Annotated in this window: 23 protein-coding genes; 11 read left to right on the top strand and 12 right to left on the bottom strand. The window is 63.8% G+C overall.

What is annotated here, in order from left to right:
- Positions 1–13 precede the first annotated feature (13 nt).
- The 4 genes from F3J43_RS11835 to F3J43_RS11820 all read right to left on the bottom strand — a co-directional run bounded on the left by F3J43_RS11835 (position 14) and on the right by F3J43_RS11820 (position 4,957).
- Positions 14–1,435, bottom strand: a complete 1,422-nt coding sequence (locus F3J43_RS11835; RefSeq protein WP_166886045.1) for a DUF1329 domain-containing protein — start codon at positions 1,433–1,435, stop codon at positions 14–16.
- 464 nt (positions 1,436–1,899) lie between these two features.
- Complete coding sequence (locus tag F3J43_RS11830) at positions 1,900–2,562, bottom strand: hypothetical protein (RefSeq protein ID WP_166886043.1); 663 nt, start codon at positions 2,560–2,562, stop codon at positions 1,900–1,902.
- A gap of 74 nt (positions 2,563–2,636) precedes the next feature.
- Positions 2,637–4,004 (bottom strand): NAD(P)/FAD-dependent oxidoreductase, encoded by a 1,368-nt coding sequence (locus tag F3J43_RS11825; RefSeq protein WP_166886040.1) that lies wholly within the window; start codon positions 4,002–4,004, stop codon positions 2,637–2,639.
- Between the two features lie 65 nt (positions 4,005–4,069).
- Positions 4,070–4,957 (bottom strand): phytanoyl-CoA dioxygenase family protein, encoded by an 888-nt coding sequence (locus tag F3J43_RS11820; protein ID WP_166886038.1) that lies wholly within the window; start codon positions 4,955–4,957, stop codon positions 4,070–4,072.
- 303 nt (positions 4,958–5,260) lie between these two features.
- Between F3J43_RS11820 and F3J43_RS11815 the strand changes: the two genes are divergently transcribed.
- The 7 genes from F3J43_RS11815 (at position 5,261) to F3J43_RS11785 (ending at position 14,146) form a co-directional block, all read left to right on the top strand.
- Positions 5,261–5,842, top strand: coding sequence for a TetR/AcrR family transcriptional regulator (locus F3J43_RS11815; protein WP_166886036.1), 582 nt, complete (start codon positions 5,261–5,263; stop codon positions 5,840–5,842).
- Positions 5,843–6,231: 389 nt separating this feature from the next.
- Entirely contained in the window at positions 6,232–7,758 is a 1,527-nt protein-coding gene (locus tag F3J43_RS11810; protein WP_166886034.1) for a flavin-containing monooxygenase, read from the top strand.
- Complete coding sequence (locus F3J43_RS11805; protein WP_166886032.1) at positions 7,755–8,630, top strand: alpha/beta fold hydrolase; 876 nt, start codon at positions 7,755–7,757, stop codon at positions 8,628–8,630. The genes F3J43_RS11810 and F3J43_RS11805 overlap by 4 nt, the downstream gene beginning before the upstream one ends.
- A 191-nt stretch (positions 8,631–8,821) precedes the next feature.
- The gene (locus tag F3J43_RS11800; RefSeq protein WP_353618221.1) at positions 8,822–10,006 is read left to right on the top strand and encodes an iron-containing alcohol dehydrogenase; all 1,185 of its coding nucleotides are present in this window, start codon (positions 8,822–8,824) and stop codon (positions 10,004–10,006) included.
- Positions 10,007–10,018: 12 nt separating this feature from the next.
- Entirely contained in the window at positions 10,019–11,350 is a 1,332-nt protein-coding gene (locus F3J43_RS11795) for an APC family permease (protein ID WP_166886028.1), read from the top strand.
- Between the two features lie 80 nt (positions 11,351–11,430).
- Positions 11,431–12,855 (top strand): gamma-aminobutyraldehyde dehydrogenase, encoded by a 1,425-nt coding sequence (locus tag F3J43_RS11790; RefSeq protein WP_166886026.1) that lies wholly within the window; start codon positions 11,431–11,433, stop codon positions 12,853–12,855.
- 37 nt (positions 12,856–12,892) lie between these two features.
- Entirely contained in the window at positions 12,893–14,146 is a 1,254-nt protein-coding gene (locus tag F3J43_RS11785) for a diaminobutyrate--2-oxoglutarate transaminase (protein WP_166886024.1), read from the top strand.
- A 131-nt stretch (positions 14,147–14,277) separates the two neighbouring features.
- Here the strand turns inward: F3J43_RS11785 and F3J43_RS24065 are convergent, their stop codons facing one another.
- Positions 14,278–14,502 (bottom strand): hypothetical protein, encoded by a 225-nt coding sequence (locus tag F3J43_RS24065; protein WP_286184510.1) that lies wholly within the window; start codon positions 14,500–14,502, stop codon positions 14,278–14,280.
- Between the two features lie 96 nt (positions 14,503–14,598).
- On the opposite strand from F3J43_RS24065, the gene F3J43_RS11775 reads away from it, so the two are divergent.
- Positions 14,599–15,489, top strand: coding sequence for an NAD(P)-dependent oxidoreductase (locus F3J43_RS11775; protein ID WP_166886022.1), 891 nt, complete (start codon positions 14,599–14,601; stop codon positions 15,487–15,489).
- 502 nt (positions 15,490–15,991) lie between these two features.
- A complete protein-coding gene (locus tag F3J43_RS11770; RefSeq protein ID WP_166886020.1) occupies positions 15,992–16,144 on the top strand; it encodes an amino acid permease in 153 nt (50 codons plus the stop codon).
- A gap of 10 nt (positions 16,145–16,154) precedes the next feature.
- Here the strand turns inward: F3J43_RS11770 and F3J43_RS11765 are convergent, their stop codons facing one another.
- From F3J43_RS11765 to F3J43_RS11735, 7 genes are all read right to left on the bottom strand, one after another.
- Complete coding sequence (locus tag F3J43_RS11765) at positions 16,155–17,204, bottom strand: AraC family transcriptional regulator (RefSeq protein WP_166886019.1); 1,050 nt, start codon at positions 17,202–17,204, stop codon at positions 16,155–16,157.
- Positions 17,201–18,394, bottom strand: a complete 1,194-nt coding sequence (locus F3J43_RS11760) for an AraC family transcriptional regulator (RefSeq protein ID WP_205297806.1) — start codon at positions 18,392–18,394, stop codon at positions 17,201–17,203. The genes F3J43_RS11765 and F3J43_RS11760 overlap by 4 nt, the downstream gene beginning before the upstream one ends.
- A 50-nt stretch (positions 18,395–18,444) precedes the next feature.
- A complete protein-coding gene (locus tag F3J43_RS11755) occupies positions 18,445–20,094 on the bottom strand; it encodes an acyl-CoA synthetase (protein ID WP_166886016.1) in 1,650 nt (549 codons plus the stop codon).
- A 96-nt stretch (positions 20,095–20,190) separates the two neighbouring features.
- Complete coding sequence (locus tag F3J43_RS11750) at positions 20,191–20,958, bottom strand: SDR family NAD(P)-dependent oxidoreductase (protein WP_166886014.1); 768 nt, start codon at positions 20,956–20,958, stop codon at positions 20,191–20,193.
- Positions 20,958–22,130: an acyl-CoA dehydrogenase family protein gene (locus tag F3J43_RS11745; RefSeq protein WP_166886012.1), complete on the bottom strand. Its 1,173-nt coding sequence runs from the start codon at positions 22,128–22,130 to the stop codon at positions 20,958–20,960. Before F3J43_RS11745 ends, F3J43_RS11750 begins: the two co-directional genes overlap by 1 nt.
- Positions 22,131–22,179: 49 nt before the next feature.
- Complete coding sequence (locus F3J43_RS11740; protein WP_166886008.1) at positions 22,180–22,536, bottom strand: DUF6285 domain-containing protein; 357 nt, start codon at positions 22,534–22,536, stop codon at positions 22,180–22,182.
- The gene (locus F3J43_RS11735) at positions 22,533–23,591 is read right to left on the bottom strand and encodes a phosphotransferase family protein (protein WP_166886006.1); all 1,059 of its coding nucleotides are present in this window, start codon (positions 23,589–23,591) and stop codon (positions 22,533–22,535) included. Before F3J43_RS11735 ends, F3J43_RS11740 begins: the two co-directional genes overlap by 4 nt.
- Positions 23,592–23,790: 199 nt before the next feature.
- Here F3J43_RS11735 and prpR point away from each other — a divergent pair, with 199 nt between their 5' ends.
- Together prpR and F3J43_RS11725 are read left to right on the top strand one after the other, a co-directional pair.
- Entirely contained in the window at positions 23,791–25,737 is a 1,947-nt protein-coding gene (prpR, locus tag F3J43_RS11730) for a propionate catabolism operon regulatory protein PrpR (protein ID WP_166886004.1), read from the top strand.
- A gap of 187 nt (positions 25,738–25,924) precedes the next feature.
- Positions 25,925–25,995: transposase (locus tag F3J43_RS11725; protein ID WP_166886457.1), on the top strand; the 71-nt coding region annotated here is incomplete at its 3' end.

The raw sequence follows: 25,995 nt of genomic DNA, 5'->3' as shown, positions 1-25,995 counted from the left end.
GAAAGGTGAAGAATCAACGTTCGCTGATGGCTCGCAGGTTGTCGGAGGTGAAGAAGTCGCGTTTCAGGCGTGGGCTGCTACCTTCCTCGGTGAGCCAGCGAATATCGTTCTTGCCCGCGCCGATCGAGGTCATGTCGAACAGGTAACGGCCATCGATCAGGTTGTACTGGACCTGCGCCTGCACATCACAGGCACCGGTCTCATACACCGGGATCGAGAAGCCTTCACGCACCTTCCAGATCTGTCCTTGCTTGTCGTAGTCGACGGCCAGCAGCGGGTTCCAGCTGTCCTCGTCGATGTAGAAAATGCGCTTGGGGGCCTGGTGGCGCATGCCTTGGCGCACGTTTGCCTCGACCACCCAGACGCGGTGCAATTCATAGCGGCGCGACTGCGGCGCGATCGAATCGTTGCCGGCGAACGTCTCTACCTTGGCGGCGGTGTCATAGGCGCCGAAGGCGTTGTACGGCACCAGCAGTTCCTGCTTGCCGACCAGCTTCCAGTCGAAGCGGTCCATGGTGCCGAAGAACACGTTCGCCTCATCGACGGTGTACTGGTTATCCAGCCCGATCTGCGGCGCGTCGTAGGAGTACGACGGCATGCGCCGCACCCGTCGCTGGCCGGGGAAGTAGTAGAAGGTCGTGGCCTGCTCACCGGCCACGGCCGTCTGCACCGCCGACTGGCCAGCCAGCGCGGCGGGCTCCAGGTAATTGAAGAAGGTGGCGTTTTCCAGGCGCCCGACAGACGAGAACAGCGCGCTGCCTTTCTTGCCCCAGGGCGTATAGAAGAAGGTGTCGGTGGATTGGCGCAACCACTCCCCGCCCTTGCGCGGCGAAATGCCCGAGATGGTTTTCGGGATTTCGACGCCGACGCCGCGGTAACGCATCTTCATGTTCCACATCACCTCTGCACCGCTAGTGGGCAGGGGGAACGGGATACCCGGCACATGGGCTTCTTCCAGGGCAACCCCGCTGGCGTCGAGCTTGGCGAAGCCCACGTTCTGCCGGGTGTTCTCAGCCACGAAGTTCGGCGCATCACAGGTGCGGCGGGTCGGGAAGACATCCATGCGATAGCCCGGAATCTTCTTGAACAGCTCAAGCTGGGCGGGCGACAGCTGGCTCGCGTGTTGCGCCACATTGCTCGAGTCGATGCTGTACAGAGGTTTGTCGCCCTTGAACTTCCAATACGCCCCGCGCACCTGGCCGTAGCTCCAGCCCGCCCCCTGCGGCCCTGGCGCAGCCCAGGCCGGGATATCCCCGTTTGAACTGGCGGCGCTCTCGCCCCCCAGCGGCGTCAACTTCACGCCCAGCGCCTCAGCCCCCTGGGGCGCAGCCTGTACCGAACAGATCGCGATCGAGGCCGCAAGGGTAACCAGCATCTGCCTGAAAATGCGGTGGGCGGATACGACACCTTCCGACCGTGCAGTGACTTCTTTCATTGGAGGATCCTCAAACAAAGGGCTTGGACCGGCTGCTCGACCCTTCGGTGGAAAGATCGGCGCCTGCTACATCTTGATCACACGACATGATCAACTGACCATGTCATGCGATCAACACGCAAGCCACATGCCAGAATGCCTGATAAGTGGAATACATTAGATAAATCAGCTGGTTGGGGTTATTTGTCGGTTAATACGCAACTGGCGCCTGCACCTTACTGGGAAGTAAGGAAACATGTGTTACCAAAAGATGCTTGTTAATAGTGCGCCGAGCGAACAACTCGCCACTTATCGCGCCGTACCGCATATACCTTTCGCTTATCCAGCCACATTATCAACGCGAATGATTCGCCCATAAAAAAACCGCCCCGAAGGGCGGTAAAAGTGCAGGCTTTCGCCCGCCATGGAGTAACAATAGATATCAAATAAATCATCCAACCAGAACTTGAACCCTATCCCACAACTTAGCTGGGATTGAGTACGGCATGCGAGGGCACTTTCCGTGAACGCTGAAGTGCTCCATAGGCATAAAACAACTGCACAATCGAATAGGACCAGGTCAGGAAGGCACAGGTCATGAAGATCATCTTCGTGTCATCCCCTGGGATCGGGAAGAAGTCGTACCGCAGCGCGATCGTCAGCCCTGCCGCCCCGCCCAGAAAGGTGGCCAGCGCGTGCAGAGACTCGCCGGCACGTGCCAGCCGCCAGATAAAATAAACCAGGAACAACGTGTAGAACGACCACGTCAATATATAGAAATAGGGCAGCCACTCTTTAAAACCCGCCGACAGGTAGTAAACGGCCGTCGCGGCAAAAGCGGCCAAAAACAATACTACGTCCTTCGCTGGCGAAGGTTTGTAATTATGAGTCACGGCCATCAACCCGAGCGTTGCAATAACCGGCACGCCAACCCCTCGGGAAAACGCATCCAGAAAGATGGCGACATTATAATTGGCTTGCCACCCCGTCGCGATGAACGTCGTAAAGTTTGTTGCGGAAATACCTACAATCAAAAACTCCACGCCCAGCAGATAATTCTTACGCCTGACAAATGCAACGCCATAACCCAAGCCACTCAGCACCAGCAGCACGCATGCGATCAACGCAATTAAATCTATGAGTTCCACGATAACAGCCTCTGTTATAAGGGTCGCGCCGTAGTTCTACAATCACGGGCATAGAACACGCACATCAATTGCAATCAGCCCTTCCTGGCCTTGTCCTTGCGCACTTTTCTATCGGTCCAGTCATCCAGCACCTTGGCCGCCGCAAAGGCAGCGTGAACGGCGCACCATTGCAAGGGTTCAGGCAGCAAGGACGGCGTCTTGTGTTGCAGTGCCGCCAGTAGTTCAGGCGCCTTGCCGCTGATTTGTTCGGCAAACAGCTTGCCGATCAACGACTGGGTGCCCAGCCCGTGGCCCGAGCAGCCGGCGGAGTAGTAAATGTTCTGTTTCGCGCCCATGGCACCGATCACCGGCAGGAAGTCGTAGGCGCCACTGACGTAACCACTCCAGCAATGCTTGACGCCAAGGCCCTGCAATGCCGGATAGCGCTCGCGCAGTACCTGTGCCAATGCCGTGTAGGCGTCATGGTCGGGGATATTGGGCGTCTTCGAACCGTAGGCGTACCCTAGCTTCTTGACGGTCAACACCATCGTGCCGTGCGCCGTCAGGCGGTGGCTCTCCATGGTGTAGTGCGGCGTGATGATCCCTTCCCGCCCTTGCCAGCCGAGGGTTGCCAACTGCTGCGGCGACAGCGGTTGGGTTTCGATTGCCGACACGCGAATGGCCGCGACCTTGTTGCGCAACACCCCCAGCTGCGGGGTATAGGCGTTGGTGGCCAGTACCATCACCGGGGCGCTTGCACTGCCATGCGCGGTCTTGCAGGTAATGACCGGCCCTTCGCTGAAGGACAGCAACGGCGTGCGTTCGTAGAGTTTCACCCCCGCCTCGATGGCCGCGCGCCGCAGGCCGCCGATGTATTTCCCTGGGTTCAGGGTGCCGCCACACTGCTCGGCGGCAAACAGAAAGGCCGAGGGGATACCCCGCTTACGCATCTCGGTACCGTCCACGAAGCGGCTCACCGCTCCCAACTTCTGACCCAGCGCCATGTTTTCCCGCAAGCGCTTCTCCTGGCTGGGATGAACACCGGCCCGAAGCACGCCCGAAGGGTTGTAGTCGCAGTCGATGCCCAAGGTCTTGAATCGGCCTTCCACGTAGGGCACCGCCTCGTCATAGAACCTGACGAATTGCGTGGCCTGCTCCATGCCCACGCGCTTGACGAACATATCGTATTCGATGCCCATGCTGCCCAGCAGGTAGCCGGCATTGCGGCCACTGGCACCGAAGCCGGCGAAATCCTGCTCCAGCAGGATGACATCCGCCCCGAGCGCCCTCAGCTCCAGCGCGCTCGACAGGCCGGCAAAGCCGGCGCCCACAACGATGACATCGGCCTGCACATTTGCTTCGAGCATTGGCTGCAAATCGACCGGCCGCTCCACCCATCCACCCAGGCTACGAAACTTCAGCGGTGCTGCATCACCGCGGACTGCTTTGTTCAGCGCATTCATTTACATGGCTCCTGGAAAATCGACTGTGGCTTGCACCCTGGGCCGCCCCAGGCGGCCCGGGCGCTTCAGAACCCTTTGCCTGGCTCGGCGAAGTCCGCCATGCCCAGCAGCTCTTGGGGGTCGCGCATCTGGCCATCGATTTCTACCCAGCCCAGCAACGTGGAACTGGCACTCCAGCCCAGCAGGCGTTGCATTTCTGCAGGGAGCTGGCGAACGCGTTCAACGGGAATGGACAGGAAGTGGTTCTCTTCAAGCCGCAGGAAGGCCAGGTCATAGGCCATCGTCAAGCCGGTGCGTGGCGCGTCGGACCTGTTGGCACCGCCGCCGTGATACACCGACCCCATCCACAGCAGCGCCGAGCCTGCCTTCATTTGCGCGGCAACAGTCTCCTCCTGGGTCGGCATGCGCTCGTCACCCCATAGATGACTACCGGGGATGACCCGCGTCGCACCGTTCTCATCGGTGAAATCCGAGATGGCCAGCATCATCTGCAGCCGGGCCTCACGCCCGTACTGGGGGTGGCGCCACAGCGACGTGGCATCGTCGCGGTGCAGGGGCTGGAGGCCCTGGCCCGGGCCGATCTGAATGGCCTGGGTGATGCTGAGCTGAATATCGGGCGCGACCTCGATGCGGTCGCTCCCCACCCAGACATGGGTAGGTGTTTGCAGGATCTGCCTGGCCGTATTGATGAACAGCGGGTTCAGCGCCACCTCCACCGCCGTATCGCTGCGCCCGATGATACGGGCGACACGCCGGGTCTGCGTGCCTGCGAAGTAAGGGTCCACACCGCAAGGCGTGGCCTTCAAGTAGGTGTCCAGCTCTTCGGTGAGGGCCTTCAGCGTGGCTGGCGAGACGAAGTCACTAATGATGACCCCACCGTCACGCCGGATGATTTCCACCACTTGCTCGACCGAGGTATCGCTGCCGACCGTCGAGAGTTCTCGTGTATCCATCTGCGTTCTACCTGTCTGGTTTTATCGTTGTTCTGTCCAGTGAACCTCGGCAACCCGCCTCAGCCCACCCGGTGCCAACCACAGTGTTCGCGACCGTCGTCCAGCGATGACACGGTGGAGAACCCATCATCACCAAACATGGTCAACTGATCAAGTCGTTTGATTAAACTAATTTTCGTGCTGTGCTATCCCAGGACATGGGATTGCATCGACTCATGGATCCAGGCATGACCTTGCGATAGCATTCGTCACCGCCGACGCCCGACCAAAGGGCTGGTGGCACTACCGAATAGGGAGAACTCAATGGCTCGGATTGGCGCTGAAGAGCGCAGGCAGGACTTCATCGAGGCCACCGTCAAGGTGATCGCGGAACATGGCGTGGCCAACGCCACCACCCGGCGTATCGCCGCGGCGGCAGACTCGCCCCTGGCGTCGTTGCACTACGTCTTCCACACCAAGGACGAGTTGTTCTATGCGGTCTACGAGTCCTTGATCAACATGCCGCAACAATCGTTGCAACACGTGCCGACAGGCGCCACGGCCGCGGAATCGGTTGGGGAAATGTTGCGCCAGCTGGTCAACTGGTTCACGGCCCACCCGGAAATGGCCACCACTCAGTTCGAACTGTTCTGCTGGAACCTGCGCAACAACCCGCAGATGGCGACCAAGATCTATGCCGTTTCCCTCGAAGCGGCCCAGCAGGCCATCGTGAAGGTCACCGACGGCGCGCTGGACCAGACCGCACTGACCACCATCAGCCGCCTGCTGATCAACCTGTTCGACGGCTTGATGCTCGCCTGGTCCGCCCACGGCGACCGCGCGCGCCTGGAGGCCGAGACCGACACGGCCTGCCAGGCGGTCAAGCTGCTGGTGGCCAGTTACTGAGGCCCCTGCCGATGCGCTGTGCTGCATGGCGCAGCGCATCCGAGCGGCTTGTGACAAGCCACCCGCGAGTGATTCAACGAGGTCGCCGTGGGAGCTGGCTTGCCAACGATAAGGTCAGCACAGGCAACACAAGACAGTTGCTCCCACAGAGGATCGCGGTGCGGATGCTGGCAATGCTCCCTGCCCGACAGCACAGCTGATCTCCTTCAGCAGAGCTGCGCAAGGCATCCCGAAAATCAGCATTCCGCCACCCTTCAAGGTGCAAATCATCCTAAAACGATAACGACCTGGTGCATTTTGCACCTTGTCCCGCACCTTTGGTCGCCCTATTCTGGTCAGGTGATCAAGTCAAAAGATCAGTTTCCATAACACAATAATCAGGAGGCGAGATGTCCTCTCACACTGCTCTTCCAGTTGAGCCGCTCGATATTTTGATCATTGGGGCCGGTGTGTCTGGCATCGGCGCGGCGGCCTACCTGCGACGCAATCAACCGCACAAAACCTTTGCCATTCTCGAGTCCCGCGAGCGCATGGGAGGCACCTGGGACCTGTTCCGTTACCCCGGCATCCGCTCCGACTCGGACCTCTACACCTTCGGTTTCGACTTCAAGCCCTGGACCAAGGCCAAGTCCCTGGCAGACGCCGCGGATATTCTCGAGTACCTGGGCGAAGCCATCGACGAGCACCAGCTGGCCCCCTTCATCCAGTACCAGCAGAAAGTCGTCTCGGCCAACTGGCAAAGCGAAAAGGGCCTGTGGGCGGTGCGCATCGAGGATGGCCAGACGGCACAGGTGCGCACCCTTGAATGCCGCTGGCTGTTCAGCGCAGGTGGCTACTATCGCTATGACCAGGGCTTCACCCCGCGCTTCGAAGGCACCGAGCAGTTCAAGGGCCAGATCATCCATCCGCAGCACTGGCCGGAGAATCTCGACTACAGCGGCAAGCGCGTCGTGGTCATCGGCAGTGGCGCAACCGCGGTCACCCTGATTCCGGCCATGGCCGACAAGGTCGCCAGCATCACCATGCTGCAGCGCACACCCTCCTACATCATCAACCAGCCGGCCAATGATGGGGTGGCAGCGTTCCTGCGCAAGGTCCTGCCCGCGCAAACCGCCTATTCCCTGACGCGCTACAAGAACGCCAAGATCACCCTGGCCTTCTGGGGCTTCTGCCAGCGCTTCCCCAAGCTATCGAAAAAACTGCTGCTGTGGCTGACCCGCAGGGAGCTGCCGAAAGACTACCCGGTCGACGAGCATTTCAACCCGCCCTACAACCCGTGGGACCAGCGCCTGTGCTCGGTGCCCGAAGGCGATCTGTTCAAAGCCATCAGCGCGGGCAAAGCCGACATCGTCACCGATCATATCGAGCGGTTCACCGAGTTCGGTGTATTACTCAAGTCAGGCAAGCTGCTCAAGGCCGACATCATCGTCACCGCCACGGGGCTGAACGTACAGCTGTTCGGTGGCATCGGCCTGTACAAGGACGGCAAGCCGGTGGTGTTGAGCGAGACCCTGGCCTACAAAGGCATGATGCTCTCCGGCGTGCCCAACTTCGCGTTCGCGGTGGGCTACACCAACTCGTCCTGGACCTTGAAAGTCTGCCTGCTGTGCGACCACTTCTGCCGCTTGCTGGGCTTGATGGAACGCAAAGGCTACAACGTCTGCGAGCCCAAGGCGCCGGATGGCATCGAAACCCGCCCCTTGCTCGACTTTGGTGCCGGCTACGTGCAGCGCGCCCTGGACAGCATGCCGCGCCAGGGACCGCGCGAACCCTGGGTGATGTCGATGGATTACTTCCGCGACGTCAAACTGCTGCGCCACGGCAAGGTGGCAGACAAGTGCCTGAAGTTCACCGCAGTGCCCAATGCGCCCTTGCACGCCGATGTTCAGTTGCAGCAGCAAGGCAGCCGCCGATGAGCACCGATCGTTTCTGCGAACTACCGGGCGAGCGCAAGCTCTGCTATCGCAGCCATGGCGACGAAACCGCCCCGGCAGTTCTGCTCATCGTCGGCCTGGGGCTGCAATTGACCTACTGGCCGCAAGCACTTATCGACGGCCTGGTCGAACAAGGCTTGCGGGTCATCACCCTGGACAACCGTGATGCGGGCCGCTCGTTCTTCACGGATGTGGCGCCCCCCACGACCCTGCAGCAGTTCCTGCGCAAGCGCACACCCGGCTATGACCTGGGTGACATGGCCAACGACGTGCTCGGGCTCATGGACAACTTGAAGCTGGCAACGGCTCATGTGGTGGGGATGTCGATGGGCGGCATGATTGCCCAGACCCTCGCCGCGCGTTACCCCGAGCGCGTCAGCACCCTGACCTCGATCTTCTCCACTACAGGTTCGCTGCGCGTCGGCCAACCGGCGCTCAAAGCCCTGTTCCAGCTGCTGCGCCGCCCACCGCGCAACCAGCACGAAAGCGTGCGCGACTACGTGGACATCATGGGGCTGATCGGTTCGACGCTGGAATGGAACGAGCCGGCCTTGCGTGACTACGCCATGCAAGCCTGGCCGCGAGGTGGCGCTGAGGCCAGCAACCTCGGCACCGCCAGGCAGATCGGCGCGATCATCAACTCCGGTGACCGTACCCAGGAGTTGCAGCGGATTCGCTGCCCCACGCTGGTCATTCATGGCGACAAAGACCTCATGGTCGCCACCAACGGCGGATTCGCCACGGCGTCAGCGATTCGCGGCGCCAACTTGGTACTGCTGCCCGGGATGGGGCATGACTTGCCGACGTGCCTATTGGGCACGCTGCTGTCCCTGCTGACGGGGCACATGCGTTAGCACAGATTTTCTTCTAGGGGCCCGTCGCTTGGTCGCCCCTCTTTTTATTCCGCTGGAGCCATTTCGTAACAGATTCACGCAAGACCCAAAACAACAACATTCCGGCCCGAGTGTAACCGCCAGGCCCATATTACACGCCCGAGCCGTTAAACACGGCCAGGCGCGGATGCTCCTCCACTGCCCTTTCGACAATGACAATAATTGAGCAAGAGGTACGTATGGAATTCCAGTTTTTACTCCCCAGCAAAATCGTGATGGAACCCGGTCTGCGCGAGCGCACCGGTGAACACCTGCGGCAACTCGGCCTGGCCCGCGTGTTGATCGTGACCGATGCCGGGGTCAAGGCAGCAGGCCTGCTGGACAGCGTCTACGCCAGCCTCGACAGGGCCGGCATCGCCTACGAGGAAGTAGCGGACATCAAGGCCAACCCGCGCAGCGAAGACATCAACCACACCGCCCAGCGCTATCGGGGCACGGGTATCGACGGCCTGCTGGCCGTGGGTGGCGGCAGCGCGATGGATGCGGCCAAGGCCATCAGCCTGCTGCTCACCCACGACGGCCGTATCGAGGACTACGAAGGGTCGTTCACCCTCACCCAGGCCATCCCGCCTATCGTCGCCATCCCGACCACGGCAGGCACCGGCAGCGAAGTGACCTGCTTCGCGGTGATCACCGACACCGCCCGCCACGTCAAGATGAATGTGCTGGACTACCGCATCGGCCCGGTACTGGCGCTGCTCGACTCCCACATCACCGACACGCTGCCATCGTCGATTGCCGCCGCCACCGGCATGGATGCCCTGACCCATGCCATCGAAGCCTATACCTGCCGTGTGGCGAACCCGATCAGCGACGGCCTGGCGCTGCATGCCATCCGCCTGATCAGCCAGCACCTCAAGGCGGCCGCGCAGGAGCCCGACAACCAGGCGGCCCGGGAGCAGATGCTGGTGGCCAGCCTGATCGCCGGCATGGCCTTCGGCAACGCCGACGTGGGCAGTGTGCACTGCATTTCCGAAGCCATCGGCGGCATGTACGACACGCCCCACGGCGTGGGCAACGCGATCTTCCTGCCCTTCGTGTTCGGCCACAACCGTGATGCCGATATCGTCCGCCATGCCCAGGTCGCCTACGCGCTGGGGATCGCCCCCTCGCTGTCGACGGTCGACGCCGCCGAGGCCGCCGTCGGCCATCTGTTCCAGATGAGCAAGGACCTGGGCATCCCCCGCTTCGCCGAGATCAAGGGCGTGCGCGAGGACGATTTCCTGGCCATCGCCGAAAAGTCCAAGCAGAACTTCTCGGATGCCAGCAATGCCAAGGCGATGTCCGTAGAGGCCTACCACGACATCATCACCACCGCTTACCACTTCGTCGCGTAAGAGGGCTCCGTCATGAGTCAGTCAACCTCTGGCGCCTCGTTGAGGCGCACCCTGGGCCCGTTTTCCGTGCTGTTGTTCGGCCTGGCATTCCTGGCCCCGCTGATTGTCTTCGGCACCTATGGCGTGATCACCCAGGCCAGCGGCAACACCACGGCAATGGCCTACCTGATCGCAGCCACCGGTGTGGTGTTCACGGCATTGAGCTATGGCCGACTGGTCAGGGTGTTCCCGGTGGCAGGTTCGGCCTACACCTACACCCGCAAGATGCTCAACGCCAACCTCGGCTTCATGGTGGGCTGGGCCGCCCTGCTGGACTATTTCTTCATCCCGATGCTGATCTGGCTGCTCGGCGCCAGCTACCTCAACATGGCGTTCCCCGAGGTGCCCCAGTGGGTGTGGATCACCGGCTTCATCGTCTGCACCTCGCTGCTCAATGTGCTCGGCATCCAGGTGGCCAACCGTTTCAACGTGCTGTTGATGGTGGTGCAACTGGTCATCATCGTGGTGTTCATCGGCCTGTGCGTGCACTACATCGTGGCGGCCAACGGCCCGGGCGGGCTGCTGTCGGCCAAGCCGTTCTTCAAGCAGGACGTGCCCTTCGCCACCAGCATGGCCGGCGCCGCCATTGCCGCGTACTCGTTCCTGGGCTTTGACGCGCTGTCCACGCTGAGCGAGGAAACCCGCGACCCTGGCAGCACGCTGCCGCGCGCCATCCTGCTGGTCGCCTTGATTGGCGGCTCGGTCTACGTCGGCTCTTCGTACTTCATGTACCTGGCGCACCCCTCCCCCACGTTCGAGCTGGTGGACGGGGCCGCCTTCGAGATTGCCCGGATGATCGGCGGTGACCTGTTCTTCGCCGTGGTCCTGGCCGGAATCATCGTCGCCCACTTCGCGGCGGGGATGTCGTTCCAGGCCAGCGTGGGCCGGCTGCTCTACGCCCTGGGCCGGGACAACCAACTGCCCCGCCGGCTGTTCGGCGCGCTGCACCTTCGCTACAAGACCCCGGCCTTCAACATCCTGCTATGCGGTGTGTTCGGCACCGCCGGGTTTGGCCTGACCATCGCCACCGCGACCTCCCTGGTCAACTTCGGCGCCTTCCTCGCCTTCACCGCCGTCAACCTGTGCGCCTTACGGCTCACCTTCGATGCGCGGGTCAAGGATGGCGCCGGATTGCTGCGCGGGGTGCTCTGCCCGCTCATCGGCCTGGTCACGGCCGGGTGGATGCTGGCCAGCCTGGACAAAGACGCCCTGATCATGGGCAGTTGCTGGCTCGGCCTTGGGCTGATCTACCTCGCCTGCCGGACCAGCCTGTTCCGTAACCCAGTCCCCGACGCCCTGGCGTAGCACCCCTCCCTCCCCTCGAACGCTCTGACGACAATCCCTAGGCAGGCCACAGGCCTTGCCGTTCAAAGACGAGAATCGACATGCAAACAAAGCTTCTGATCAATGGCGCCCTGGTGGCTGGCGAAGGCGACGATCTGGCCGTGTACAACCCTTCCCTGGGCAGCGTCCTGGTGCACACCAACGAGGCCAGCCGCGCCCAGGTGCATGCCGCAGTGCAAAGCGCGGACGCGGCCTTCGAAGCCTGGTCGCAAACACCGCCCAAGGACCGTGCGGCACTGCTACTCACCCTCGCCGACCGCATCGACGCCCAGGCCGCGGTGTTCGCACGCCTGGAGGCGGACAACTGTGGCAAGCCGTTCACGGCCGTGCTGCAGGACGAACTGCCCGCCGTGTCGGACGTGTTCCGCTTCTTTGCTGGCGCCGTTCGCTGCCTGCAAGGCTCGGCGGCGGGCGAGTACATCCCGGGGCACACCTCGATGATCCGCCGCGACGCGGTCGGTGTCGTCGCCTCCATCGCACCGTGGAACTACCCCTTGCTGATGGCGGCGTGGAAGCTCGGCCCAGCCTTGGCCGGGGGCAACACCGTGGTGCTGAAGCCCTCCGAGCACACCCCGATGAGTACCTTGAAACTGGGTGAGCTACTCGCCGAGATCTTCCCCGCCGGCGTGGTCAACATCGTCCATGGGCGCGGCACCACGGTGGGTGAACCGCTGACCAGCCACGCCCAGGTGCGCATGGTGTCGCTGACCGGCTCCGTGCGTACCGGCAGCCGGATCATCGAAGGCACTGCCGACAGCGTGAAGCGCATGCACATGGAGCTGGGTGGCAAGGCCCCCGTGCTGATCTTCGACGATGCCGACATCGACGCCGTCGTCGAGGGCATCCGCGCCTTCGGCTTCTACAACGCCGGCCAGGACTGTACCGCCGCGTGCCGCCTGTATGTGCAGAAAGCGGTCTACCCGGAATTCGTTCGCAAGCTCGGCGAAGCCGCGTCCAGCATCCAATGCGGGCTGCAGGACGACCCGGCAACCGAAATGGGCCCGCTGATCACCCAGGAGCACCTGGAGCGTGTCGAGGGCTTCGTCAATCGTGCCCGGGAGCAGCCCCATATCGAGGTCGTCACGGGCGGCAAGCGCGTTGCAGGTGCCGGGTTCTTCTTCGAGCCCACGGTCCTGGCCGGTACCCGCCAGGACGATGAAGTGGTGTGCCGGGAAATCTTCGGCCCGGTGGTCACCGTCTCGCCCTTCGAGGACGAGGCCCAGGTACTGGCATGGGCCAACGAGTCGGACTACGGCCTGGCCTCTTCGGTGTGGACCGCCGACGTGGGGCGCGCCCATCGCCTGGCCGCCCGCCTGCAGTACGGCTGCACCTGGGTCAACACCCACTTCATGCTGGTGAGCGAGATGCCCCATGGCGGCGTGAAGCTGTCGGGGTACGGCAAGGACCTGTCCATGTACGGCCTGGAAGACTACACCGTGGTCCGCCACGTGATGTTCAAGCACTGACCGCCCCACCACACCCCATCATTGCAAGAGGTTATGCATGAACAACATCGAGACGTTCGAAAGGCTCGAGTCCAACGTGCGGATGTACTGCCGCGACCTGCCGCTGGTGTTCGATACCGCCCAGGGCAGCAAGATCCGCGGTGAGGATGGCCGAGAGTACCTGGACTTCTTCGCCGGCGCCGGCGCCCTGAACTATGGCCACAACGACCCGCGCATGCGCGATGCCTTGATCGCCTACCTGTCGGCCAACGGCGTGACCCACGCCCTCGACCTGCACACCACCACCAAGCGCCAGTTCCTGGAGTCGATCGAGCGTGATCTGTTCAAGCCACGCGGCTGGGACTACAAGGTGCAGTTCACCGGCCCGACCGGTGCCGACGCCGTCGAGGCGGCCTTGAAGCTGGCGCGCAAGGCCACGGGGCGCACCAAGGTCGTCTCCTTCTACGGGGCTTACCACGGCATGACGGCGGGCGCGCTGGCCATCACCGGCAACCGCACCCGCCGAGGCCCCGGGCTGTCCAACGACGTGGTGTTCGTGCCGTACGAAGACAGCCCTTACGGTGAGTTCGACAGCATTGGTTTCCTCGAGCGCCTGGCCAACGACCAGGGCAGCGGATCGGAACTGCCGGCCGCCGTGATCGTCGAGTCGGTGCAGATCCAGGCCGGTGTCTACCCGGCCTCCAACCTGTGGTTGCAGCGCTTGCGTCAATGGACCCGCGAGCACGGCGTGGTGCTGATCTGCGACGAGATCCAGGCCGGCTGTGGCCGCACGGGCGACTTCTTCGGTTTCGAGCGCTCCGGGATCGTGCCGGACCTGATCACCTGCGCGAAATCCATCGGCGGCTTCGGCCTGCCGATGGCGATCGTGTTGATCGGTGCAGGGCTGGATGTGTGGCAGCCGGGCGATCACATCGGCACGTTCCGCGGTAACCAGCTGGCGTTCCTGACCGCGCAGATCGCCCTTGGCTATTGGCGCGACGCGCAGTTTTTGAAGCTGCTGGCCGACAACAGCGCGGCCATGACCCGCGCGGTTGCCGGTTTCGCCGAGATCCCGGGCGTCGCTTGCGCCCGCTCGCGCGGCATGATCGCCGGCATCGATTTCGGCCGCGGCAACGTGGCCTTGGCCAAGGATGCCCAGCAGCGCGTGCTGCAAGCGGGCGTGCTGGTCGACCGCTGCGGCCCGAACGGCGAAATCATCAAGCTGATGCCACCGGTGAACACCCCGACCGACCAGCTCGAACAGGGCCTGAACGCCTTCGGCGAGGCGGTCGCGGCAGCGCTTCGCCAGTAACTGCAGGGTCCTGGCGTGCGCCAGCGGTACATCGGGCGCACGCCACCTGCTCACCTGCGGGCAACCCTCGCCTGCAACAGGAACATGAGCCAATGAGCCCCCACGCTTCAACCGTTCAGAACGACCTGGCTTCACTCATTCACCCCAACACCAACCTGGCCCAGCACCGGGAAGTCGGGCCACTGGTGATCACCCGAGGCGACGGCATACGGGTCTTCGATGAGCAGGGCAATGCCTACATCGAAGCCATGTCGGGCCTGTGGAGCGTTGCGTTGGGCTTCAGCGAACAGCGTCTGGTAGACGTTGCCGTGGAGCAGTTCACCGCTGATCACGACAGAAGACGAAGTGGATGCCATTTTCAGCGCCTTCGCCAAGACGTTGGACGACGCGACCGGCTGGGCCCGGTCGCAGAACCTTCTGTGAATAGAACAAGAAACCAGGAGTGATGAATCATGCAAAACCCAGTTGATGCCTGTTCAGGCTTTGACGTATCCGTCGTGGGGCTTGGGGCCATGGGCACAATCATGGCGCAAGCATTGCTCAAGCAAGGCAAGCGGGTAGCGGTCTGGAATCGTTCACCCGACAAGGCACAGGCGCTCGTGGCTGCCGGCGCCCACCTCTGCGACAGTGCGCACGCCGCGCTCGCGGCGAGCCCGGTCACCATCCTGGTGCTGCTGGACAATGCTGCTGTGCTTGAGGTTCTGGAATCTGCCGAAGTGTCCCTTGCACTGGCCAACCGCACGATCGTCAATTACACCACCGAATCCCAGGAACAGAGCATGGCGCTCCAGGCGCTCGTCAACCGTGCGGGCGGTCAATACGTCAAGGGCATGATCGTGGCCTACCCGCGCAATATCGGCCACCCCGAAAGCTACTGCATCCATACCGGCGAACGGGAAGCCTTCGAGCAGCATCGCGCAGTGCTGCAAGTGCTGGCCGGCCATACCCTGTTCCTGCCCTGGGAAGAAACCTACGCGTTCGCCGCCCTGCTGCATGCCCATGCGTTTGCCGCGATGGTGGCGTTCTACGAAGCCGTGGGCGCCAGCCAGGCATTTGGCATGCCCGTTGCCAAGATGGCCCGGCTGATACTCGACACTTCGCGGTTTTTCGTCGCCGATGCACTTGAAGACGCCGTACGGCGCTTGGAACAGCAGGACTTCACGGGTGACCAGGCAAGGCTCGACGTGCACGCTGGGGCCTTCGCAGAGATTGGCCAAGCCATGCAGGCAGGCGGTGCCTGGACGCCGGTGTTCGACGCCGTGTGCCAGGTGGCTCAACGTGCAACGGCGCGGGGTTACGGTGATCAGGACATCGTGGCCGCCACCCGGGTGTTCGCGGTGTGACGTCCATGCACCTGTCATGGGATCGCATGAGGGCCACCAGGTGCATGCCGGCAGGTTTGCAGCGCCCATGAGATCGAGCGCCGCCCGCGCGGCGCATCGCAGGCTTCGCCAGCTCCCACATCTGTTTCGGGCCAGTTATGCCTGGAGGGTACCGCCGCCCGTCTTGGTGCATGTCTCAAGTCAGGCGAGGCGCCAGTGGTGCCCACCTCAATACCGCGTCGTACTAACAAGGCAGACAGTGATGAAACCACAGGAGTGACTGGCCCGAAACAAATGTGGGAGCTGGCGAAGCCTGCGATGCGCCGCGCGGGCGGCGCTCGATCTTGAGAGCGCTGCAAGACTCCCGCCGAACACTTGGCGGCCCTCACGCGAACACCTTGAAAGGGATGGCCTTGAAAGGCCGCACGAAAGGGTTGTTTTGTGGCGCACTTTATCAAGCTTTTGCAGGCGCCACGGACCAGACTCGACAGCAACAACTACTACAAAAACGCTGGAGGTTCCCATGCGCCGCTTTGGTTTTATCCTGGCTACCCTGACGCTGGCCATGTTCCTGACTGCCGTCTATGCCCCCAAACCCACAGTCGCCAACCGAGCAGCGGCAGCGCAAATGGGGCATCCGATCGCAAGCATTGGCGAGATCTTCAGAGGCTATTAGGCCGCGAGCGCTACAGTCGCTTGCGCCCTCTTCCCAGCAGGCGTGGCTGACGCTGTATGCCCTGGGCCTTCTGCCAGTTCAGCGGGCTCATGTTGTGCCAGCGATGAAAGGCCCGGCAAAAGCCACTGGTGTCGGAATAGCCGAGCAGCCTGGCCAGCTCGGCGATATCAACCGAAGGCCTGGCCAGATACGCGAGGGCCATGCGCTGGCGGACGTCCTCCAGCAATTGTTGGAACGACAAGCCTTCACGCGCCATGGCCTGGCGCAATTGCTCCGGGGTCAAGGCCATGATGCTGGCCACCTTTTGCGCCGTGGCCCGGCCGCTGGGCAGCAAGTGCTGCAGCAACTGCTTGATCTGGCTGGCCAGCTCATCGCTGCACAACGGCTCCAGGCGCTGCATGTTCCTGACGACCAGTTGCTGCAACGTGTCATCGCAGGTGGCGCACGGCCGCGCCAGCACCGACGCCTCGAACACCAGGGCCAGGCCAGGTGCCTCGAAAGTCACCGGCATGCCCAGGGCCTGCGCATAAAGCGCGGGATCGGCACAGACCGAATGGCGTAGCCAAATGGCAGTGGGCTGCCAGTGGGGGCCCAGCAGTGCACGCATCAACTGAACACCGGCCGCACAGGCCAGCTCTTCTGCCTGGCGCACGCCAGGCACATCGGCCTGATGCACGTGGTAGCTGAGGATCACCTGTCCGTTTTCATTGCTCAGCCCCACCTCGGCGGCGGCATTGTACAGGGCGTAATGGCTGCGCAACTGCAGCAGCGCGTCGCCGACCGTACGGGCATTGCGCAGCACGTGAAGCAGGTCGCCGAACACGCTCGAGGCCTGGAACAAGCCATAGTGCAAACCGAACAACGGGTTCCCCGACCGTTGGCTGCAGGCCTGCAGCAAGGCGCAATATTGCTGGTAGGGGAACAGGTTGTCCTCGTCTTGCAGGCTTTGCTGCGGCAAACCGATCTGCTTGAGCATCCGCGCCGGATCGAGCCCTTGCCGGGCGGCGAACGCGTGGAACCCGACGAGGCTGAGCGCGCGAACGAAAGGCACCGTGGTCATGTCGGCCGCACCCTCGCCGGTGGCGGCGTGGCATCCTGGGCCTGCTGCTCGTCCAGCCCACGCTGCAGCTGGCGCCTGCATTGTTGTGCACTGATGCCATGCCAGCGGCTGAACGCCCGGGAAAACGCGCTCAACTGGGTGTAGCCCAGCAGTTCTGCCACCTGCGTCAGGCTGATCGAGGCATCCCGCAGTAAGCACATGGCCATTGCCTGGCGCGTCTTGTCCAGCAGCACCTGAAAACTCGTGTCCGCCATCAGCAGGTAGCGCTGCAGGCTGCGTGGGCTCACATTCAGGTCCAGGGCGACCTGCTCGATCGTGACCCGCCCGTGGGGCATCCGGCCGCGAATCAGCTTCTGAACGTGCCACGGCAGGTGCTGCAGGGTGATATCCGCTAGTTCCTCCTGCATCTGGCGCATCAGTTGCAAGAGCCGCTCATCTTTTTCGCCAAGCCCCACGTCCAGCAGCGACATGTCGAACACCCAGGCGTTTTCCCGGTTGGCGAAACGCGGCGTGATACCCAGCAGGCCACGGTAGGCACTGGGCGCTACATCAGCGGACATGTGGCGCAACAGCAGGCCACGAGGGTGCCATTGGCCTTTGAGCAGGCTCTGCATCAGTTGTGCCGTCATCCCCATCGCCAACTCCACGGTCTGCCGTATGCATGGCAGATCCGCATCGGTGACCTGATACAACAACCGTGCATGGCCGGCCTGGCGTTCGAGGCGAAACTCCGCTGCGCTGCTGTGCATGTGGGAATAGCGGCTCAATGCGCTCAGCACCTCGCCCACGCTGCCCTCGTTCTGAATCACATGCAGCAGGCTGCCGATACCGCGCATACCGTGCTGCAGGCCGAACTGGAGCCCGAACAACGGGTTGCTGGAACGTTGAGCACACACCTCCAGCAGGGCGCTGAATTGCCGAGCAGCGAGGGTTGCATCAGGATCGACAGGGCCAAGCGAGCACTCTGCCAGCAGGGCATGGGCATCCAGCCCTTGCGCCGTGGCGAACTCGTCAAAACCCAGTAATGCGGTACCACGAATGTAGGACGTCATCGCAGAAGCCCGGGGATGAGTGGCAGTGGTGCGTATGAACGCGCGACTTGCCTGTATTTTGGCGGATAGTGTGAAGCTTTTGTACGCCCGGATAGCACAGACTTCAGCGGGCCAGCGGCTGGCCGCGAGGGTGACCACGCATCCCCCGGCGGTCGGCCGCTGCGTCGTTCATGGCCTAGGCAGCACCCTCAGCCCGTGCTGTCGGCCGCCGCCTCTTGTTGCCGTGCCCATTCGCGCAGGACGAATTTCTGGATCTTGCCCGTGGCGGTCTTGGGCAGCTCCACCAGCGAAACGTGGCGCGGCGCCTTGAAGTGCGCCAGGTGCGCACGGCACCAGCGGATCAGGTCGTCACCGGTGATACCAGCCTGGGCATCACCACGCAGGGTGACGAAGGCATGGGGCGTTTCACCCCACCGCGAATCCGGGCGCGCCACCACGGCGGCCTCGACCACCTCGGGGTGCTGGTAGAGCACTTCCTCGATTTCCAGCGAACTGATGTTCTCGCCACCGGAAATGATGATGTCCTTGGCCCGGTCCTTGATTTCCACGTAGCCGTCCGGGTGCAGCACGGCCAGGTCGCCGGTGTGCAGCCAGCCACCGGCCAGTGCGCTGCGGGTGGCCTCGGGGTTGTCCAGGTAGCCTTTCATCACCGTGTTGCCGCGCACCACCAGTTCCCCCAGGGTGAGGCCGTCGGCCGGCACCGGCCGACCGCTGTCGATATCCAGCACCGTGGCCTCTTCGAGCATCGGGTGGGCGACGCCCTGGCGGCTCATGAACCGGGCGCGGGCCTCCAGGGGCAGTTCGTCGACGCCCGGCTGCCACAGGCACAGGGTGCTGGGGCCGTAGCTCTCGGTCATGCCGTAGGCGTGGGTGATGCTGAAGCCGCGGGCCTCCATGGCGGCGATCACCGCGCTGGGTGGCGCAGCGCCGCCGGTGATCACCGCTACCGGCCCGCTCGGCGCGCCGGCGTGCTCGGCATGGATCAGCATCGACATCACCACCGGCGCGGCGCTCAAGTGGGTCACGCCATGCACGGCAATCGCCGCATGGATCGCTTCGGGCTGAACCTTGCGCAGGCACACATGGGTGCCACCGGACAGGGTCACCGCCCAGGTGTGGCTCCAGCCGTTGCAGTGGAACATCGGCAAGGTCCACAGGTAGACGCTGCGTGGCCCCAGCTGGAAGATCAGCGCCCCGGCGCAGGCATTGAGGTAAGCACCACGGTGATGCAGCACCACCCCCTTGGGGTCACCGGTGGTGCCGGAGGTGTAGTTGATGGCAATCGACTGCCATTCATTTTGTGGCGCACTCAGCGGCCTGGCCGGGTCGCCCTGGGCCAGGAGCGCTTCATAGTCCAGGTCATCGCCCAGCTCGCCCTGCTCGGCTGCGTCATCGTCGATGCCCACCAGCAATGGCCGTGTGTCGAGCATGGCCAGTGCCTGCTGCACCAGCGCGCCGAACTCACGGTCGCAGATCAGCACCTTGGCCGCGCAATGGCGCAGGATGAAGGCGATGCTGCGCGCCTCCAGGCGAATATTGATGCACACCAGCACGGCCCCTGCGCCCGGCACGCCATAGTGCGCCTCGAGCATCTCGGGGATGTTCGGCGCCAGGATCGCCACCCGTTCGCCCGGCCGCACGCCGACCCGCTCCAGCGCACTGGCCAGGGCCCGGCTGCGCTGGTGCAACTGCTGGTAGCTGCAGCGCCGCTCGCCATAGACCACGGCATCGCGCTGCGGGTACACCTGGGCGGCGCGCTTGAGGAACGACAAGGGTGAAAGGGGCACATGGTTGGCTTCGTTGGGGGCAAGCTCATGCTCGAAGGTTGGGTGAATCATCACTGCCACCCCATCGACAGGTTATCCAGGCATTGAAGGTACATACACATCTCCTGCTTATTGTTGTAGTCGCCTCAGGCTTGGGTCCGGATCAGCTCACAGGCTGCTGCACAGATGCCCGCCATCGACCACGATCTCGGTGCCGCTCATGGCCCGCCCGGCATCGCTGGCCAGCAACAGCAAGGCGCCGTCCAGGTCCTGTGGCTGGCTGAAACGCCGGCTGGGGATACGCGCGCGCAGCTTCTCCCCGGCCTCGCCGGCCAGGAACGCATCGTTGAGCTCGGTCATCACGTAACCCGGCGCCAGGGCGTTCACCCGGATGCCATGGCGCGCCAGCTCCAGGGCCATGGCACGGGTCAGGTGGGCAAGCCCGGCCTTGGCCGCGAGATAAGGGCCGACGGCGCCGGCCACGCGGCTGGCGAGGATCGAGGTGACGTTGATCAGGCTGCCACCCTGCCCCGCGGCGACCATCCGCCGGGCGCACTCCTGGGCCACGGTCCAGGCGCCCTTGAGGTTGGTGTCGAGCACCCGGTCCCAGCTCTGGTCGTCGCAGGCCAGCAGCGGCTGGCTGTCGCTCACCCCGGCGTTGTTGACCAGCACATCCAGCGGGCCGGCGGCGTCGAGCACCCGGCACACATCGTCGCGGCAGGTCACATCCAGGGCCAGGGCCCGGGCGCGGCCACCGGCCAGCTCGATGGATTCGACCAGGCTCTGCAGCGGCGCCAGGCGCCTGGCCGTCACCACCACCTCGGCGCCGGCAGCCGCCAGGGTGCTGGCGAAATGTCGGCCAAGGCCGCTGGAGGCGCCGGTCACCAGGGCGCGGCGCCCATCGAGGGCGAACAATCGGGCAAGGGTCGGCTGCATCAGTGGGCTCCCGGGCGCTGGTCGAGGAGTTTCTTCGCCAGGCTCATGCGGTGTACTTCGCTCGGACCGTCGTAGATGCGGAACGGGCGAATGTCGCGGAATATCCGCTCCACCACGGTATCCCCGGTGACCCCGCGCCCGCCCAGCACCTGCACGCAGCGATCCACCACCCGCCACAGCGCCTCGGCGCTGATCACCTTGGCCATGCTCGAATCGACATTGGCGCGCTGGCCTTGGTCGAGGACCCAGGCGCAGTGCCACACCGCCAGGCGTACCACATGCAGGTCCATCATGTTGTCGGCCAGCATGAAGCCCACGCCCTGGTGCTCGCCCAGCGGCTTGCCGAACGCGTCGCGGGTGCGTGCGTAGTCACAGGCGATGTCATGGGCCCGTCGCGCGGCGCCGAGCCAGCGCATGCAGTGGGTCAAGCGCGCTGGGGCCAGGCGCACCTGGGCATAGCGGAAGCCCTTGCCGATCTCGCCCAGCACATCGCTGGCCGGCACCCGCAGGTTGTCGAAACGCAATTGCCCGTGGCCCCCGGTGAAGCAACTGTCCAGGGTATCCAGCTGGCGCTCGAGGATGATCCCTTCGCGCTGCATGTCGGACAGGAACATGGTCGCCGAGCCATCCTCCATGCGCGCCATGATGATCGCGAACCCGGCGCCGTCGGCCCCGGTGATCAACCATTTGCGGCCGTTGATCAGGTAGTCGTCGCCATCGCGGGTGGCGGTGGTGCGCAGCATCGACGGATCGGACCCCGAGCCCGGCGCCGGCTCGGTCATGGCGAAGCACGAACGCACGTGCCCTTGCACCAAAGGCCACAGCCAGCGGTCCTTCTGCGCTTCGGTGGCCACCACGTCCATCAGGTGGATGTTGCCTTCGTCCGGGGCATGGATGTTCAGCGCCACCGGGCCCAGGGGCGAGTAACCGGCCTCTTCGAAGACGATGGCCTTGGCCGCATGGCTCAGGCCCAGCCCACCCATTTCACGGCTGGCATGGGGCGTCAGCAGGCCTGCGGCCTGGGCGCGGGCTTGCAGGTCCCGACGCAGGGCGTCGCTGGGACCGTGGCCATCCTGGCGTGGGTCGTTTTCGAACGGGATGACCTGTTCGGCAATGAAGGTGCGGGTTCTGGCCTGCAGTTCGAGCAGTTCGTCTGGGAGGGTGAAGTTCATGAGGGTCCTTGTTCGTGCTTGTCGGTCTTGAAGCAGAGGCTTGCCGTGCTCAGCGCACGGCCTTGGGGTTACTGATCGCCAGCCGGTCGAGCGTCACCTGGCGCAGCGTCTCGACCAGGGTGCGAGCGCTGTGCTGGGCGTCATGGCGACCTTGGCGAATCGCCCGCGCCAGCTGGCTGCGGGCTTGCTGCAACGACGGGGCGGGCACATCGATCAGCGCGGCCAGGCGCGTCTGCTCCTGAAGGCTGACGACGGCGTCCAGGCGGTTTTCCCGGGCGGCGATGGCCATGGCGTTGGCGATCATCAACGTGGGGTAGCGCAGCTCGCCGGGCAGCGCCGGCAATACCTGCTCGAGCAAGGTCTGGCGGGCGATTTCGAGTAGTTCATGGGCGTGCGGCTGGGTCATGGCGCATCGGCTCCGGTCATGTTCAGGATGTCGAGTTCAAGCTCCGGCAGCAGGCGCGCGGTCAGTGCCAGCTCCAGGGAAGGCTCTTCGCCGGACAGGTGGCGCTGCCCCTGCTGCAACGCGATCACCGCCCAGCGCAAAGTCGCCATCACCTGCCAGTAACGCAGTTGGTGAGGCTCGATCCACAGTGGCGATGTCTGCTGGTAGCCACGCAGGAAGTCCGCCAGTTGGCCGATGCCGCCGGCTTCCAAGTCAGGGCGGTTGAAACGCCAGCAGGGGGCGGTGAACCAGCCCAGGTCCTCGCAAGGGTCGCCCCAGCCGGCGAACTCCCAGTCCAGCACCGCCTCCAGCCCCTGCTCGCTGGCCAGGTAGTTGCCCGTGCGGTAGTCGCGGTGCAGCAGGCACAGACGGCTGTCGCGCGGGGCATGCAGCTCGCACCAACGCAGGCCCCACTCCAGTGCCGGATAGGCATCGTCGAGCGTGTCGAGGTAACGACGGTAGGCATCGACCGTGGCCAACGCCGGCGAGCGCTCCGGCACGGGCAAAAAGGCCAGTGCCGCACTCGGCGGACGGATCTGATGCAGCTGCGCCAGGTTGGCGCCGAGCTGCTCCGCCAGCCGGGCCTGGCCCTGGGAGCCCGCCCCAGCGCTGAGCAACCGCCCGGCAGCGACACCCGGCACGTATTCCATCAGGAAGAACACCCGCCCGAGGACCTGGGTGTCTCGACACAGCCAGAGCGGCCGTGGCACTTTCACCCCGGCCTGGTGGGCCACCTGCAACACGGCGAACTCCTGGGCGCGGTCGAGGCTGGCCGGTAATGCGGACAGCGCGTCGCTGCGCAACACCCAGCGCCGGGCACCGGCCCAGGGGCCGCCCTCGATCAGCAGTTCAAGCAGCCAGTTTTCCTGGATGGCACCGCCGCTCAGGCGCTTGCGGGTTTGAATCACAACGCGTGATGCCGTTGCCTGCTCGCGGATGAAGTCGACAAGGCGCTGCTCATCGGTCGCGACCGCGAGCGTCTCGCCAGCCGGACAAGTCGTAGAGGAACTGCTCATGAATCAATGGTCCTGCCTTCGGTTTCAGATGGGCAGGTCAGCTAGGGCAACACCTGGGCCAACTTTGCCAGGCTCATCTGCAGGCCCTGTCACACCTGGCCTGCAGCGGGTCACCGGAAAAGCTGGCGAAGCGCTTCATTGCATACATGAAACAAATTAGTTCAGGATGGAAACACTTCATTTCTGAACAGGCGCCGCAATGCACCCCCCCACCTCCCAGCTCGTCGTGCTGATCAGCCACCTGCAGCGCCCCCGGCAACGCAGCCGTCTCGCGCAAATGGTGGCCGCGCTCGCCGCGGACTACCCCGACACCCACATCGAAGTGCTCGACACCTCGGTGACCGAGGCGCTGCAAGCCGCCCGCGAACTGGAGTTGCGCGGCGAAGCCGACGTGTTCATCTGCGCCGGGGCCACTGCCGCCTACCTGCGCAAACACCTGGCGCGCCCGGTACTGACCATGCGTGTGGGCGGCGATGACCTGCTGCGGGCACTGGGGCAGGCGCGCGAGCATGCCTCGCAAGTGGCCTTGCTCAGCTACAACCGCATCGACCAGGGCCTTAAGGCCATGGCGGCGCTGTTCACGGTGCAGGTTCACCAGGCCGCCTACACCTCCCTGGAGGAAGCGCGCCAAGCGGTCGAACAAGCCGCCCAGCTGGGGTGCCGCAGCATCATCGGTTCCTCGACGGTGGTGGAACTGGCGGAACAGGCAGGCCTGCACGGCGTGCTGTCACTGAGCGAGGACACTGTACGCAAGGCGCTCGAAGAGGCCCTGGGCATTCTCGACAGTCAACGTATCGAGATCGCCAAGCGCCGACACTTGAACGCCGTGCTGCAACACATCCCCACCGGCGTGGCAGCGGTCGACAACCAGGGCGTGGTGCAGTCGCTCAATCCGGCCCTGGCTCACCTGCTGGACTTGCCGCTCAGCGCGGCGCTGGGCCGTCCGCTGCAGCAGCTGTGCCCGGAACTGGACCTGCAGCAAGCGTTCGTAGAGGGCGGCGAAGAAAACCGGGTGATCCGGCTCGGCTCACATGCCGTGGTCAGCAACCTGCTGCCGATCCTCGAGAACGGCCAGCGCACCGGCCTGGTCCTGACCTGCCAGGACACCACCGCCGTGCAACGGGCGGACCAACGCATCCGCTCCACCCGCCGACCCGGCGCCTTCACCGCCCGCTACCGGCTCGAACAGCTCGACGGCAACAGCCGGGCCCATCGCGACATGCTGCAGTTGGCCAGGCGTTTCGCCGTCAGCCACTCAACCATCCTGATAACCGGTGAAAGCGGCACCGGCAAAGAGTTGCTGGCCCAGGGCATCCATAACGAGAGCCCGCGCCGGCAAGGCCCTTTCGTCGCCATCAACTGTGCGGCGTTCCCCGAGTCGCTGCTGGAAAGCGAACTGTTCGGCTATGAAGAAGGTGCCTTCAGCGGCTCGCGCAAGGGTGGCAAGCCTGGCCTGTTCGAAGTGGCGCACCGCGGCACACTGTTTCTCGACGAGATCGGCGACATGCCCGTGTCACTGCAGACGCGCCTGCTGCGTGTGCTGCAAGAGCGCGAAGTACTGCGCCTGGGCGGCACCGAGCCGATCGCGATCGATGTGCGCATCATCGCCGCCACCCACCAGGACCTGCGCACCGCAATAGAGGATGGCGACTTCCGTACCGACTTGTATTACCGGCTCAACATCCTGCGCCTGCAGACCACCCCCTTGCGCGAGCGCCCCGAGGATATTGCCCTGATCTGCCGGGGTATCAGCCAGCGCCTGCTGGTCCAGGGCCAGCCGCCAGGTGCGGCGGACGTGCCTGGCGCCCTGCTGCCCTACCTGACGCGCCATGGCTGGCCAGGCAATGTGCGTGAGCTGGAGAACGTGATCGAGCGCGCGATGCTCTCGGCCCGCGAGCTGCTGGGGGAGCATGGCGTGGACGAACAGTACCTGGCGCGGGTGTTGCCCGAACTGTGCGAAGGCGGTGCGCCAATCAGCCGTGCCAGGCCCTCTCGGGAGTCGGACCTGCACAGCATCGGCAAGGCCGCCCAGCTGCGCCATGTACAGGAAACCCTGGACAACTGCCAGGGCAATCTCGACGAAGCGGCGCGGCAGTTGGGAATCAGTCGGACCACATTATGGCGAAGGCTCAGGTCAGTGCGGTGAGTCAGGTGCTTAGGGTCTGTACGAAAAGTCTTGAGACGCAGGTCAGGCTGTTTTCAACGCAGCATGAACAAGTATCAAGGCTTTTCGTACAGACCCTAGTGACTGACCAGAGGATCATGAGTACTGAATCACCCCTGGTTCCGTAGACACCTCCAAGCCTCATAATGAGGCCCAAATAGGAGGTGCCATGAGTCGTCAGCGTTACCCTGAAGAATTCAAGATCGAAGCGGTCAAGCAAGTGACCGAGAAAGGCAAGCC

Source organism: Pantoea sp. Cy-639, assembly GCF_011752525.1.
GTDB lineage: Bacteria > Pseudomonadota > Gammaproteobacteria > Pseudomonadales > Pseudomonadaceae > Aquipseudomonas.
The sequence above is the reverse complement of the archived record's forward strand: the minus strand, read 5'-3'. Positions and strand labels throughout refer to the sequence as shown.

Excerpts from the sequence above, each read along its gene's own strand:
- F3J43_RS11835 (WP_166886045.1), bottom strand. The coding sequence starts at position 1,435 with ATGAAAGAAGTCACTGCACGGTCGGAAGGTGTCGTATCCGCCCACCGC.
- F3J43_RS11825 (WP_166886040.1), bottom strand. The coding sequence starts at position 4,004 with ATGAATGCGCTGAACAAAGCAGTCCGCGGTGATGCAGCACCGCTGAAG.
- F3J43_RS11820 (WP_166886038.1), bottom strand. The coding sequence starts at position 4,957 with ATGGATACACGAGAACTCTCGACGGTCGGCAGCGATACCTCGGTCGAG.
- F3J43_RS11815 (WP_166886036.1), top strand. The coding sequence starts at position 5,261 with ATGGCTCGGATTGGCGCTGAAGAGCGCAGGCAGGACTTCATCGAGGCC.
- F3J43_RS11810 (WP_166886034.1), top strand. The coding sequence starts at position 6,232 with ATGTCCTCTCACACTGCTCTTCCAGTTGAGCCGCTCGATATTTTGATC.
- F3J43_RS11805 (WP_166886032.1), top strand. The coding sequence starts at position 7,755 with ATGAGCACCGATCGTTTCTGCGAACTACCGGGCGAGCGCAAGCTCTGC.
- F3J43_RS11800 (WP_353618221.1), top strand. The coding sequence starts at position 8,822 with ATGACAATAATTGAGCAAGAGGTACGTATGGAATTCCAGTTTTTACTC.
- F3J43_RS11795 (WP_166886028.1), top strand. The coding sequence starts at position 10,019 with ATGAGTCAGTCAACCTCTGGCGCCTCGTTGAGGCGCACCCTGGGCCCG.
- F3J43_RS11790 (WP_166886026.1), top strand. The coding sequence starts at position 11,431 with ATGCAAACAAAGCTTCTGATCAATGGCGCCCTGGTGGCTGGCGAAGGC.
- F3J43_RS11785 (WP_166886024.1), top strand. The coding sequence starts at position 12,893 with ATGAACAACATCGAGACGTTCGAAAGGCTCGAGTCCAACGTGCGGATG.
- F3J43_RS24065 (WP_286184510.1), bottom strand. The coding sequence starts at position 14,502 with ATGGCATCCACTTCGTCTTCTGTCGTGATCAGCGGTGAACTGCTCCAC.
- F3J43_RS11775 (WP_166886022.1), top strand. The coding sequence starts at position 14,599 with ATGCAAAACCCAGTTGATGCCTGTTCAGGCTTTGACGTATCCGTCGTG.
- F3J43_RS11770 (WP_166886020.1), top strand. The coding sequence starts at position 15,992 with ATGCGCCGCTTTGGTTTTATCCTGGCTACCCTGACGCTGGCCATGTTC.
- F3J43_RS11765 (WP_166886019.1), bottom strand. The coding sequence starts at position 17,204 with ATGACCACGGTGCCTTTCGTTCGCGCGCTCAGCCTCGTCGGGTTCCAC.
- F3J43_RS11755 (WP_166886016.1), bottom strand. The coding sequence starts at position 20,094 with ATGATTCACCCAACCTTCGAGCATGAGCTTGCCCCCAACGAAGCCAAC.
- F3J43_RS11750 (WP_166886014.1), bottom strand. The coding sequence starts at position 20,958 with ATGCAGCCGACCCTTGCCCGATTGTTCGCCCTCGATGGGCGCCGCGCC.
- F3J43_RS11745 (WP_166886012.1), bottom strand. The coding sequence starts at position 22,130 with ATGAACTTCACCCTCCCAGACGAACTGCTCGAACTGCAGGCCAGAACC.
- F3J43_RS11740 (WP_166886008.1), bottom strand. The coding sequence starts at position 22,536 with ATGACCCAGCCGCACGCCCATGAACTACTCGAAATCGCCCGCCAGACC.
- F3J43_RS11735 (WP_166886006.1), bottom strand. The coding sequence starts at position 23,591 with ATGAGCAGTTCCTCTACGACTTGTCCGGCTGGCGAGACGCTCGCGGTC.
- prpR (WP_166886004.1), top strand. The coding sequence starts at position 23,791 with ATGCACCCCCCCACCTCCCAGCTCGTCGTGCTGATCAGCCACCTGCAG.